The organism is Chitinibacter sp. SCUT-21 (assembly GCA_041874755.1).
Taxonomy (GTDB): domain Bacteria; phylum Pseudomonadota; class Gammaproteobacteria; order Burkholderiales; family Chitinibacteraceae; genus Chitinibacter.
The window spans coordinates 1,689,301-1,702,002 of record CP102611.1 but is presented as its reverse complement, the minus strand read 5'-3'; the positions used below and the strand labels follow the sequence as shown (position 1 = coordinate 1,702,002).

General features: G+C 51.0%; 15 protein-coding genes. 3 read left to right on the top strand and 12 right to left on the bottom strand.

The genetic code is table 11. The features are described 5' to 3' along the window. Positions 1–19: 19 nt before the first annotated feature. Entirely contained in the window at positions 20–358 is a 339-nt protein-coding gene (locus tag NT239_07920; GenBank protein ID XGA72735.1) for a deaminase, read from the bottom strand. 198 nt (positions 359–556) lie between these two features. Beyond that, on the bottom strand, positions 557–1,027 hold the full coding sequence (locus tag NT239_07915; protein XGA72734.1) for a MarR family transcriptional regulator: 471 nt from the start codon (positions 1,025–1,027) through the stop codon (positions 557–559). A gap of 62 nt (positions 1,028–1,089) precedes the next feature. Here NT239_07915 and NT239_07910 point away from each other — a divergent pair, with 62 nt between their 5' ends. Beyond that, complete coding sequence (locus NT239_07910; protein XGA72733.1) at positions 1,090–2,214, top strand: PLP-dependent aminotransferase family protein; 1,125 nt, start codon at positions 1,090–1,092, stop codon at positions 2,212–2,214. A gap of 43 nt (positions 2,215–2,257) precedes the next feature. Here the strand turns inward: NT239_07910 and NT239_07905 are convergent, their stop codons facing one another. From NT239_07905 to NT239_07880, 6 genes are all read right to left on the bottom strand, one after another. Next, positions 2,258–2,755, bottom strand: coding sequence for a hypothetical protein (locus NT239_07905; GenBank protein XGA72732.1), 498 nt, complete (start codon positions 2,753–2,755; stop codon positions 2,258–2,260). Positions 2,756–2,977: 222 nt separating this feature from the next. Further along, positions 2,978–3,844, bottom strand: coding sequence for an EamA family transporter (locus NT239_07900; GenBank protein ID XGA72731.1), 867 nt, complete (start codon positions 3,842–3,844; stop codon positions 2,978–2,980). After that, the gene (locus tag NT239_07895; GenBank protein ID XGA72730.1) at positions 3,841–4,284 is read right to left on the bottom strand and encodes a PliI family lysozyme inhibitor of I-type lysozyme; all 444 of its coding nucleotides are present in this window, start codon (positions 4,282–4,284) and stop codon (positions 3,841–3,843) included. The genes NT239_07900 and NT239_07895 overlap by 4 nt, the downstream gene beginning before the upstream one ends. Before the next feature lie 12 nt (positions 4,285–4,296). Next, positions 4,297–4,683, bottom strand: a complete 387-nt coding sequence (locus NT239_07890; GenBank protein XGA72729.1) for a hypothetical protein — start codon at positions 4,681–4,683, stop codon at positions 4,297–4,299. Continuing rightward, positions 4,680–5,477, bottom strand: a complete 798-nt coding sequence (locus NT239_07885) for a sulfite exporter TauE/SafE family protein (GenBank protein XGA72728.1) — start codon at positions 5,475–5,477, stop codon at positions 4,680–4,682. Before NT239_07885 ends, NT239_07890 begins: the two co-directional genes overlap by 4 nt. Next, entirely contained in the window at positions 5,471–5,926 is a 456-nt protein-coding gene (locus tag NT239_07880) for an EVE domain-containing protein (GenBank protein XGA72727.1), read from the bottom strand. The genes NT239_07885 and NT239_07880 overlap by 7 nt, the downstream gene beginning before the upstream one ends. 120 nt (positions 5,927–6,046) lie before the next feature. Between NT239_07880 and NT239_07875 the strand changes: the two genes are divergently transcribed. Next, on the top strand, positions 6,047–6,493 hold the full coding sequence (locus tag NT239_07875; protein XGA72726.1) for an MEKHLA domain-containing protein: 447 nt from the start codon (positions 6,047–6,049) through the stop codon (positions 6,491–6,493). On the opposite strand, the gene NT239_07870 is transcribed toward NT239_07875, so the two are convergent. Both NT239_07870 and NT239_07865 read right to left on the bottom strand, forming a co-directional pair. Further along, on the bottom strand, positions 6,490–7,254 hold the full coding sequence (locus NT239_07870) for a transporter substrate-binding domain-containing protein (GenBank protein XGA72725.1): 765 nt from the start codon (positions 7,252–7,254) through the stop codon (positions 6,490–6,492). The genes NT239_07875 and NT239_07870 overlap by 4 nt on opposite strands. A 254-nt stretch (positions 7,255–7,508) precedes the next feature. Continuing rightward, the gene (locus NT239_07865; protein XGA72724.1) at positions 7,509–8,183 is read right to left on the bottom strand and encodes a protein N-lysine methyltransferase family protein; all 675 of its coding nucleotides are present in this window, start codon (positions 8,181–8,183) and stop codon (positions 7,509–7,511) included. A gap of 383 nt (positions 8,184–8,566) precedes the next feature. Between NT239_07865 and NT239_07860 the strand changes: the two genes are divergently transcribed. Further along, complete coding sequence (locus tag NT239_07860; protein XGA72723.1) at positions 8,567–9,319, top strand: hypothetical protein; 753 nt, start codon at positions 8,567–8,569, stop codon at positions 9,317–9,319. A 62-nt stretch (positions 9,320–9,381) separates the two neighbouring features. On the opposite strand, the gene hemB is transcribed toward NT239_07860, so the two are convergent. Both hemB and NT239_07850 read right to left on the bottom strand, forming a co-directional pair. Next, positions 9,382–10,383, bottom strand: a complete 1,002-nt coding sequence (gene hemB, locus NT239_07855) for a porphobilinogen synthase (protein XGA72722.1) — start codon at positions 10,381–10,383, stop codon at positions 9,382–9,384. 216 nt (positions 10,384–10,599) lie between these two features. Then, complete coding sequence (locus tag NT239_07850; GenBank protein ID XGA72721.1) at positions 10,600–12,618, bottom strand: BCCT family transporter; 2,019 nt, start codon at positions 12,616–12,618, stop codon at positions 10,600–10,602. Positions 12,619–12,702: the final 84 nt, after the last annotated feature.

Sequence of the window (12,702 nt, the reverse complement as noted above, 5' to 3'; positions counted from 1 at the left end):
TGCATACAGGCATATACCTTTAAGGCTTTGTTGATTTTACTTCAGCCGATTCATTAATGGCCGATGCTAAATGCTGCCGTACCCCAGAACGACGTACGTATTCTTTGAGCAATAACTGTGATTCTTCAGCAATCACGCCGGTGATTATCGTCATACCTTGCTGCTTATGACGATAATAATCGCCGTGCAGTAGCAAATTGAGTGTGCCGATCCAAGTATCCGCTTGCGCCACCACGATAGTATCGATGCCGACATTAATCATCGCGCCCAAGCACATCATGCATGGCTCAAGCGTGGTGTACAGCGTGCATTGATTTTTATGCTCAGCCAAAAAGCCTGCTACTTGCTGAATCGCCAATAGGCAGGTTGCCAGCGAGCAGTGCGATTTTTGCTAGTTCGATCGCAGCTTGCATGAATACGGAGTGCTGAGGCTCTTTTGTGGAGGTCATCATTTTCGGAGGTGCGAATTCACAGGGGGCAATTTGAACTCATTGCTTGTGCAAAGGCATTTTGAGCAAGCATGAGACAAATTTTGATTGTTCATTTAAGCTGGAATTTATGATCTTTCAGGCTGGGTGATTTTGGCTAGAACGCCTAAAACCTGCTTAAATCCCGATTCGGCTTGGCTGCCGCACTCTGCAAATACCCTATCTAGTATGATGCGCTGAGCACCAGAAAGCTTTTCTTCTAGCGCTATACCCTCTTCAGTTAAGGCCAGGCACTTCACTCGTTTATCAATTTCGGACGGGCTAGCTGTGATTAGGCCTGCTTCTTGTAATTGGCGCAGCGGGGCATTGAGCGCTTGTTTGGTGACGCCGAGTTTGCCCAATAATTGATTGACCGATAATCCCCCTTGGCGCCCAACAAAATACAGAATGCGATGATGAACTCGTGCCAAACCTCGCGCGGCCAGAATCGCGTCGGGTTGAGCGGTAAAGCCTTTGTAGCCATAAAACAGCAATTCTAATGCGCAATTGAGTTCAAACTCAGTGTGAGTCGCGGATTGATGAGCGGTAGGGACTGTCATATTGACCTTTATCCTTTTTGCGTTAATATAGGTAAATATTATTGACCTATTTGGTGCGTGCTATGTTTGCCAAGCGAATCGAACGACTAAAACCCTCGCTCGTTAGAGAAATTCTAGCTGCTGCACAGGCGCCTGGGGTAATTTCTTTTGCGGGTGGTTTACCTGCGGCTGAAACACTGTATCAGCCCAATCTGGCGCAAATGCAAATCCCCGCCTCGATTTGGCAGTATGGTGTTTCAGAAGGTGAAGCCACTTTACGTGAGTTGGTTGCGCTACGTGCACAAAAGCTGGGTTTGCAGTGCTCGGCCGATCAGGTGTTGATTTTGAATGGCTCGCAACAGGGCATCGATTTGGTCGCTAAGTTGTGGGCGGAGGACGGGATGAGCATTTTATGCGAATCCCCTACGTATTTGGCGGCGCTGCAGGTGTTTGAATTATTCGGCGCTCAGTTTGAAGCAAGTCGTGATGCGATGATGGCGCCGCAGGATGTGGCACATAGCGCTGCACGTTTTAGTTATCTGATTCCCACTTTCCAAAACCCTACTGGCGCATGTTATAGCACCGAGCAACGCGTGGCCTTGGCGCAGGCCTTTGATGCCAAGCAGATGCCGGTATTCGAAGATGACCCTTATCGTGATCTGGCGTTTGATGGCGCCGCGCCAGCGCCATTGGTGTCGCATTTAAAATCAGTCCAATGGGTTTACCAAGGTTCATTCTCTAAAACCTTGGCGCCGGGTTTGCGCTTGGGTTATTTAATTGCGCATCCTGATTTAATCGTGTCATTAACACGGCTGAAGCAAGCGGCGGACTTGCATAGCAATCGATTGAGCCAAGCGATTGTGGCGCAAGTGTTGCAAAGCGGTGAGCTTGATGCGCATATTGAGACAATTTTGCCAGTGTACCGAGCCAAACGTGATCATATGCATCAATTATTGACGCATTATTTGGCTGATAAAGCGACATGGGAAAAGCCTCGGGGTGGCTTATTTTTCTGGTTAAACTTAAATCAAGCGCAAGACACCATGGCGCTAATGCGTGCAGGTTTGGAGCAGGGATTGGCGGTGATGTCGGGGGCGCCTTTTTGTACCACCGACCATTCAGGTGCAACGCTCAGGTTGAACTTCAGCCATAGCAATTTGACTCAAATTGAAGCTGGGGTGCAGCGTTTAGCGGGGCTGATCAAATAGTCAAAGCGAGCCTAGGCTCGCTTTGACTGAGATCTGAAAGCGTTTATTTGAAAAGCTCTTCAATGGCTTTTTCGCCATTGTAAGCCGCACCGCGGTGTCCTGAGCGGCGCAGGGCGTTGGCCCATTCTTCGACGATAGGTTTGAGCTCTTCACTACTGCGAACACCGTTGAGCATTATGGTGAGTTTTTCTTCCCAGTTATTGCCCAAAAATTCTTGCGTCACTGACAAAATGACTTTGCGAGCGGCATTCATTTGCGCCGTGTTACTACGTGGTAGTGGCGGCGCAATTGTGGTCGGACCTGAGAACTGAATCTGCTCTAAACTTTGTTTGGTGGTATTGCGACTGATTAAGCCCAAGTCGAATAACTTTTTTAAATTAAGTAAAACCTCTTGACCCGGTAGCATTGCCACAAGCATTGCCGAACTGCGTTGACCATCAATCATAAATAGCAATTGACGTTCTTTTTGACCAATGGCGCCGCTACGCTCTTGTAGCTCTTTTACGCCAGCGGCAGTTTTCGCGTAGATCACTTGGTCCATGAGCTTGTCCTTTCTCCGTGCTGGTCATTTATGTATAAGCTTTTTGTGATGTAGTTCGCAAGTTGGCAACTACTTTTTTTCGAAAATAACACAAAAATAAACGACGTAAGTTATTAAAACTTAACGAAAAAGACGACGAGCGGTTATGACGGCAGTATGTCATGTAAGGCCTTGATAAAAATAGGCTTTGGCGCGATACGGCAGGGGGTATGACGATTGATTTCAGTGCTTGCGTAAGCGAGTGTGTATGATTAATCCCAACAGAATCAAGCCAGTGCCGATCAATTCGTGCCGATATAGTATTTCTTGATTCAGCCAATGCCCCAGCAACAATGAGCTGATCGGGGTTATTAGAGAGATTAAGGCGACATTGAGCGGTTTGCATTGCTGAATTAGCCAGTAGTACAAACTAAACGCAACCACAGAGCCGATCAACGCCAGATAAATTAATGCCGCCAGTGCCTGGTAGGGAATGTGCGCTGGCCATGGCGCGCCAGAAAGCAACCAAAAGCTGCTGCATAAAATAGCGCACACAATGAGCGCACCAGAATTCACGGCTAATGGCGATTGCTGTTGGGTATGCCGCTTGAGCAAAACAGCAGCTGCCGCTTGTAGCGCCATACCCAGTAAGATGGCACCCATTCCCGGGATGCCGCTAGGACTAAAGCTGAGATTATTGCCAAAGATCATCGCCAGCCCAATCAAGCCTACTACGATCGCGCACCATTCGCTACGCAGCAAAGGCGAAGCCAGCCAGCGTGCGGCTAAGATACCGGTGACCAATGGCGTTAAGCCATACAACACGGCAATCAATCCCGATGCGATGTACTGCGCAGCCCAAAAAGAGCACAACATCGATAGCGAGGTCGCCGTTCCGGCGATCAAATAAGCACGAAGATGAGCAGGATCACGCGGCAGTTTGCCGACTTTCCAGCGCAAAATCAGCGCGCCCAATGCCGCAGCCATCACAAATCGCAGCATTAAGGCAAAGGTAAAAGGTACGCCCGTCACGCCCCATTTAATGCTGAGCGCCGTCGTCGACCAAATTGCAATTAATACTAAATAGCTGCTGCTAATGGCCAGATTCATCGCTTGCGAACAACGCGTTTTACCTCGGTAAGCACGTCGGCTTTGGGCGGCAGATCGGGTAGCGATAAGATTTTTTTGATTTGCCCTTGCTGCCAGCTAAACACATCCGCATGCAGATACCCACCGCTGCCAGCGCTACGAATCACGACCACAACTTCACCATGGCCATCGCCATCGGCGTCGGTATTCAGCAAGCGCTCAATTTGGCCGTCGCGTGGGTATATTTGTCCGCTGATAAAATCGTCGAGCGGGAAATCAGGGTTGCGACCACCATACAAACGTATGCTATAGCTGCCGATGCTACGCGGCTCATGATCACCTTCGGCAACTTGGATTACGCTGTGATTGTCGGGTAAGGGCAGTTGTTGTACAAAGCGCGATTCGGCGGCTAGCGTGCTGATCGAGTAGATGGCAAAGCAAAAAGCGAGACGTTTTAGCATCAATTTTCCTTGTTATTGAGGCGCAATAATCAAACCATTCCCACCGCCAATGACGGTGACGGCACTACTGCTCGACACAATCAGTGCAATCATCAGCGCCAAGCTCAATAACCCTTCCGTTTGTGCGCTCAGGCCTGCGTTAGGGGTCTTGGGAGGGGGAATAAAGCGGGCGGCAATTTGCCTGATCGATTGTTCATAAGCATGAGCCGTTCCATCGCATTGCAAGCGCACGGCATCGGCGGCATAACTGGTTTCTAATTCGGCTTGCGACAAGCTGGTGCTGTTCTGCTCGATATGGCGGTTTAACTCGATAAAAGCTTGTTGGCATGCTGGGCGCATCGGTTCAACAGCCCAGAGGGTGTGGCTAAGCAGCAGTAAAATGACGGCTAGCCGTTTCATAACAAACCCATCAGCATTTTGCTGGCCAAGATCACTAATAGTGCAGCAAAGCATTTTTTTAATTGCGCCACGGGTAAACGGTGGGCCAGTGCGGCACCAAATTGTGCCATTGGAAAACTGGCAAAAACAATTGCAATAAAGGCGGGTATATATACATAACCGAACGTACAATTAGGTAAATTAGCTATACCCATGCCACTATATGCATAGCCTATGGTGCCGGCGATGGCAATTGGAATGCCAATTGCCGATGAAGTACCAATCGCCGTTTTTACCGGCACATTGCACGCGCTCATAAAGGGCACCGATAAAGACCCACCGCCAATGCCCACCCAGCTCGACAGCATGCCGATCAAAGCGCCGATACTGATCAGTCCATGACGCGCAGGCAATTGCCGCGTGGGTTTAGGTTTGATATCGAGCAACATTTGCGCCGCAACGAGGAAGGCGAATACGACAAAAATCCATTGCAAGCCCTTGCTTGAAATCAAGCCTGCGATCTGCGCGCCAGCAAAAGTACCTAGCAAAATGCCCGGGGTTATTTGCCCCACAATATCCCAGCGCACGGCGCTTTTGGCATGGTGTGCCCGTACGCTGGCTGCGCCAGTGACGATAATGGTCGCCAAGCTTGTACCCAGCGCCAAATGTTGATGGAGTCCCGGCTCGATATTGGCAAAATGAAACACCGCCAATAGGGCAGGGACGATGACCAATCCGCCGCCAACACCCAGCAGTCCCGCCAAAAATCCGGCGATTAGCCCCACGCCCAAGCACGCTAAAACTATTGCTAGCATGCCAATAAATCCTGAATAAATCGCCATTGCGCTTCGGTTACGGGTGTAATCGACAGGCGCGAGCCTTTTTGCAGCACCATCATGTCGGCCAATTCCGGATATTGGCGTAGTTCGGCGAGCGGAAGTAGCCGAGTTTTGCGTACAAAGCGTACGTCAACTTGCATCCAGCGGGGTTTTTCTAGGCTGGCTTTGGGGTCGTAATATTTTGACTTCGGGTCAAACTGGGTTGGATCGGGATAGCTGCTGCTGGCCACTTCAGCAAAGCCAGCAATGCCAGGCTCGGCGCACGAGGAATGATAAAATAAAACCCCATCGCCAATCTGCTGGGTATCTCGCATCATGTTCCGTGCTTGATAGTTTCTAACGCCATACCACCCTACTGTATTGCGTTTGGCCAGATCGTCGATCGAGACGTCATCGGGCTCTGACTTCATTAACCAATAGGCCATTCTTTTATCCTGTTTTTTCAAATCTATTGGCTCAGGTGCCATGGCGTGTAGTACTGAGCACGATTTGCCTTCCTCGGCTTACGATATAATGACAGTTAATTTGACCCATGTGAATGAGCGATGCCGCAACTCGAGCTAGTAAATCTAATGTGTACCAGTTATCGCCGTTTATTGGGGCGCGATTTGGTTGCCCCTGACTTAAGCGTAGAACAAGCCGCGCAATGGCTACAAAACGAGGCGCCTTTTTGTGTGCTGGCGCATGATGGCGCTACAGATCCGTGCTTTATTTTTGCTAATAGTACTGCACAGCGCTGCTTTGAATACGCGCAAGACGAGCTGATTGGTTTGCCTTCACGCTTGTCGGCCGAAGCGCCCAATCGGGAGGAACGCCAGCAATTACTTGATGCGGTCAGTCGCCAAGGGTATGCCACCGGTTATCGCGGCTTGCGCATTGCAAAGTCGGGGCGCCGTTTTTGGATTGAGGATGTGACGGTGTGGAATCTCATCGACGAGCATGGCGTTTGCCACGGACAAGCGGCGACTTATGCACAATGGCGCGATGCTTAGTGGTCTAAACCGGGTAGTAAGCGACGTAATTCACCGCTGCGCTTCAGCTCTTGCAAGCCCAGATTAAATTGCTCGGCTAGCCACTGGCCATTGCTGCGGTTTTTACTAAACAGGACATGCATGGTTTCGCTGTGAACTGGTCGTGGCTGAAACAATAATATTTTTTGTGTAATCGGTGGGAAATGCGTGGCGATCAAGTGCTGGCAAACCAGCAGCTCACAGGGAAAACCATCAATACGCTGCGAGAGTAATTTAGCGAGATTTTGCTCATCGGTATTACCGATATCGGTGAGGAACACCTGCTCACGCTGCAGTTTTTCCCATTCGTCACCATAGCTATAACCGTTAGTGACGCCCATTTTTTTACCCGCTAAATCGGGTAGGTTTTTCCAGAAAACTGGTTTTGCATGGTGATAAAACAGCACAGTCTTGCTGCGATAAACCGCATCGCTAAACCAAAAGTGCTGTTTTCTATCGTCATTGAGCGACCATAGCAAGGTGCCCGCGAAGTTACCCTTGCGGCTTTCTTCGAGCGCTCGGCGCCATGGCATAAATTCATAGCGCACTCGAATCCCGCGTAAAGCCAAAGCACGCGTGACGACTTGGCTAGCTGGGCCAAAATCGGGTAATTGCTGCCCCTGTAACGGTGGCCACTCACCATTGGCCAAGGTAATGGTGATGCCACCACTCTTGGCCCACACCGCAGGCAGCAAGAACAGCGCAAAAAGTAGAGTAAAAAGGCGGCTGGTTTTCAATCGCATAAGTTACTGTAAGTGGGGATGTTGAGCTGCGTCAATGGCGTGGGGCTATCTGTTATGTCCTAACTATCCAAGCGCGATTAATCGTGGCTTTTCGGGCTTGTGCTGATGTAAAAATGCAACTTTGCTTTTTTTAGGCTTACGCCGTGTGTTGGTCTGGTTTGGGGTGTGAATAAATATAATTAAATTCTAATGTATTGGATGTGGTGCTGATCACCATGCTCAATTCAGGGGTGAATTAGCATTCACGCTGCACTTTAGTTTTCATCGCGCAAGTAGCGCAGTAAGCGGCCTCGGTATGCAGAACCGTCGGCCAGCGGTGCGGAGAGTATGGTCTCGCCCATCGTAAATCCGCGCTCACTCATCTGCCGATTGAACGCACTGCGGTTGCCGCGATTGGGGTCAACAATCAGTACCTCACAGGTAGCTGCGGCGTGCAGCTCGATGAATTCGGCCAAGGCCAAAGGCTGATCACGCTCGTACAGTACATCGCTGCCGATGATCAGATCAAATAAGCCCAAATCAGGATTGCTACGCCCCCAATTCCCGGTGGCGTATTTCAGCTTGGGCAACGCATTCAACAGCGTGTTTTCATCGAGGAAAGTTTCAGTCAGCGGGTGGCAATCGCTGGCGGTAATATCGCCGCAGCGGCGATGGATCACCAGGCTGGCTAGCGCCAAGCCGCAGCCGATTTCCAACACGCGTCGCTCGCCCAGTGCGTAGTCCTGCATTAGATCAGCCATTTTTTGCGCCGATGGCCAGACTTGGCCAAACAGCGACCAACACGCTTCCGACACGCCCGCAGCCTCGGCAATACCGAATGGGTCATAAAACTGCTGTTTATCGAGTAAAGAGCGAACGTGCAGGTCAGCGCCACCGGCGACGGCAACGTGCTGATGTTTGATGGCATAGCCAAGTGTTGGGGTAGACATAGAGCCTTGGGTGCAAATGCGGGCGTTGGACGCTTTTCGATCTGCCAAGGCGCTAAAGGGCTAGCGAGCTGAGAGGGCGATTAGAATAGTCGGCGGGCAGGAGCGGGGTGGAAGATGGTTCCATCATAACACCGCACGCTAAATCGCTCTGGGGTGAAATTTACTTTTCAGGGGTATTTTGCTAAAAGCGAATCCCAGTATTTATATTTCTTGCATACCCTGGCGGGTATTTTTTATGCCGCATGCTGCGCTTGATGCACGCTAATTCATCTTTGCCCCTTGGTAATGCCGCAACTAATATTGTTGCAATAGGTTGCTGCTAAGTCAGGTAAAGCCTGATGCAAATTACATGCTGGCAGCTGCTTTAAATCAGGGGTGAAATCATGCAGACCCTAGTCAACTTGGGTAAATTGTTGTGTATCTTGTTTTTTGCCAGTCTCACTGGCTTGGCCTCGGCCAAAGAAACCATCATTCTCACTGGCGGTGAAAAATTCATCCAGTCACCTTATGGCAAGTGGCTTGAACTGGTTTACAAAGAGGCTTTTCGCCGTTTGGATTACGAGCTGCAAGTAGTGGGCTATCCGTCGCAAAGAGCTATTTTTATGGCGGATAAAGGTGAAGTCGACGGGCAAATCGAGCGCGGTTATGATTTCAATATCGAACATCCTAATTTGGTTCGGGTTGAAGAGCCTACCAACCAAGATGCATACAGTGCGTTTACGCTGAAATCGGGGATCAGTCTGAAGGGTTGGGATAGCTTGCGGGGGAGTAAATACACGGTGGTTGCACGTCGCGGCGTGGGTCGAACCGTGGCAACCTTAGGCGCAATCGTTGGTAATGAGCGACTGTACTTTGTAGAAAATCCGGAAAAAGCGCTGCTGATGCTACAGGCTGGTCATGCCGATTTATATATTGATTACGACCCTCTGGTTGAGGATACGTTGGCTTCATTGCGCAAATCAGATCCATCCGCTTTTGCTGGTCTTCATAAAGCAGGGGAAATGGACTTCACCACGCACCATGCTTTTTTGCATCAGCGCTGGGCCGCTCTTGCACCCAAGCTCGCGCATGTGCTTAAAGAGATGAAGCGTGAAGGTCTGTTTGAAAAGTACCGGAAAATGATCCCCGGGCTGTGATGAGCCCGCGCATCCGAAGTGCCGCGGATTGACCATATGGTCAACCCGCCCACGACGATGGTTTATTTGCTGAGCCAGCGCGCAGCATCCAGCGCATAGTAAGTCAAAATCGCATCAGCACCGGCACGTTTGAACGCGAGTAGGCTTTCCATCACCACTGCTTCTTCATTGAGCCAGCCGTTTTGCGCTGCGGCTTTGAGCATCGCGTATTCACCGGATACCTGATAGACGAAAGTCGGTGCGGCAAATTCGTCTTTCACGCGGCGTACGATATCTAAGTAAGGCATGCCCGGTTTTACCATTACCATATCAGCGCCCTCGGCCAAATCGAGGCCAACTTCGTGCAGCGCTTCGTTGCTATTGGCCGGATCCATTTGATAAGTATATTTATTGCCTTTGCCTAGATTGCCGGCCGAGCCGACCGCATCGCGGAATGGGCCGTAAAAGGCGCTGGCGTATTTGGCCGAGTAGGCGAGGATGCGGGTGTGGATGTGGTTGTCGCGATCGAGCGCGGCGCGGATCGCGGCGACACGGCCGTCCATCATATCGGATGGCGCAACTATATCGGCACCAGCGGCGGCGTGGCTGGCGGCTTGTTTGACCAGCGCGGCGATGGTTTCGTCGTTCAGCACATAGCCGTTGTCGTCAATAATGCCGTCTTGCCCATGCGTGGTGTACGGATCAAGCGCCACGTCGGTAATGATGCCCAGCTCGGGAAAGCGCATTTTTAGCGCTTCCACCGTGCGCGGCACCAAGCCACGTTGATTCCACGCTTCGCGCGCATCGAGTGTTTTCAGTTGCGGTTCGATCACCGGAAACAGCGCCAAGGCAGGGATGCCCAGCTTAACGGCTTCTTCTGCCACGGCAAACAGCTTGTCCATACTCATGCGCTGCACGCCCGGCATCGAGGCGATGTCTTCAACGCGGTTGCTGCCGTCAAGCACAAACACCGGCAAGATTAAATCGCTGGCAGTCAGCGCGTTTTCGCGCATTAGGCGGCGAGAAAAATCATCGCGGCGCATACGGCGCATACGGGTGCTAGGGAAGGGGCGGTTGCTGTGCATGGCGGTTTTCCGTGTGGCGCACGGCCTTGTGAGCCGAGTGCGTGTTTTGAGGTGAAGTGGCGTGATTTTAGCGCTTTGCGCGACCCGCAAGCAAAAGTTTAAATCATGAGCGCTCTGCTCGCTGTCAGCCCGCACATGAAAAAAAAAGCCAGAGATAATCTGGCTTGAGGTGCAGGAGCCGTCTCTGGTTCTCAAAGAGCCAGAGACGGGTTGGCTTTAACTGCTGCTGGGTTGATGCTCTGGGGTGGTATTGATCAAATGAGTGTTCTGGCTATGGCTTAGCGATAGATACCTCTCATATTGCTTCAATACATCGGCAATTAACTCTTCTTTGCGCAGATACTCAATATCATATCCACGACGCCCGTCAGCAAAGAAGGTGACCGGCTCGTAGGTATATTGCCGTTCGCTCGCTGGAATATTGGTGTCTCGCAGCGCAAAGCTGGCTACCGGGCGGGCATGGGCGCGAACACCATAAATAAAGTCACGCAGATTCGGTTGTGGTACGCATAATGAAATTCCGCCATCATCGTGCGTGATGATCTTGGCTTCCTGGCCACGCTGCTGCATTTCTTGTGCCACTTCATTCAGCGCTGGGCTGACGGTATCGCGAATAAAGCGCGCCACATCATCGCTGCTTGGTTGGTGCAAAATCTGCTCCAGACGTTGCTTCCAGTGTTGGCCGGTCCAGAATGAGCTAGCTGGCGTGAATTTTTGGCGCGAATGACGCTGATCGGCCACTAAGCCCAACCACAGTGAGAATGCCAATAAAATCATAATAAAGGCAAATGGCAGCGCGGCGATCAGGGTCATCGTCATCAAGGCTTTTTGCCCACCTGCGCTAAGTAAGGTCCCAGCGGTTAGGCCGAGTAAAATCGCCCAGAATAAGCGCTGCCAGATCGGTGAATTGGCAGGGTCTTTCGACGACAAGCCATCGAGCATCAAGGCGCCCGAATCCGCGGATGTAACGAAAAAGACCAAAATCAGCATCATCGAAATAATCGAGGCGATATTCGAAAATGGCAGGTAGGAGAAGAAGCTAAATAACAGCGCATCGACATTGCCAGCGGTGGCCGCCAGCGCGCCTTGGGCAACGTTCATATCGAGCCAAATCACACTATTGCCAAATACCGTCATCCAGATGAAGGTGAAAATACTCGGGATAATGATCACGCCGGTAATAAATTCACGAATGGTGCGGCCGCGTGAAATACGGGCAATAAATAAGCCGACAAAAGGTGACCAAGAAATCCACCATGCCCAATACAAGATGGTCCAGCCGCTAAACCAGCCTTCACTTTGCGTCGGGGTATAGGTAAAGCCACGGAAGGTCAGATTCAAAAATTGGCTCAGGTAATTGCCGACATTGTCACCAAATGCGCCGAGCAAAAATAGTGTCGGCCCCGCGAATAGGACAAACAATAGCAAAATCACTGCGAGTAACAGGTTTAATTCTGAGAGTCGACGCACGCCTTTGCCTAGCCCGGTTGAGGCTGAAATACCCGCCAAAATAATCACGGTCGCAATTAGCGCCAGTTGCACGGCTAAACCGCTTGTGTCCCAACCTGTTAGTTGATGAATACCGGCCGCTAATTGCACGGAACCCAAACCGACCGACGGCGCTAGGCCAAATAGTGTGCAACACAGCGCAAATACATTGACGGTATGTCCCGCTGGGCCATTCACACGCTCGCGTAGCAGCGGATACAGCCCAGAACTCAGTGTGAGTGGCAGATTGTAGCGAAAGCCAAAATAGGCCAATACCAAGCCCACCAAGCCATAAATCGCCCAAGCGTGAAAGCCCCAGTGTAAAAAGGTGCTGGTCATGGCTTCGCTTGCGCCTGCCAAGGTTTGGCCTTGCGCCAATGGTGGGTTGACGTAGTGTTGTAATGGCTCGCCTACGCCGTAATACATCAAGCCGATGCCCATCCCCGCCGCAAATAGCATTGCAAGCCAAGATCCAAGGCTAAATTCAGGCTCTGAATCATCGGCCCCGAGGCGGATACTGCCGTAATCACTAATCGCCAGCCCGACGAGAAAAATAAAGAAACCAGAAACGGCAAGCGTGTAAAACCACGAAAAATGGACGGTAATCCAATTTTGCGCCGCGACGAAATTCGTTTCGGCAACTTGGGGCGCAAGGGTGGTAAAGGCAATTAAGGCAATGATCAGCGCAAGGCTTGGAATCAGCACCGGCATACTAAATGTGTGCCGAGGCTTGGCGGTGTGGGTCATATTGAGCTCCGGTTGGAAGCTCCTCTGAATATTGGTGCAGGCAGATGGTATTGAACGAGGAGCTCGATGGATCAGAGCGGCTGT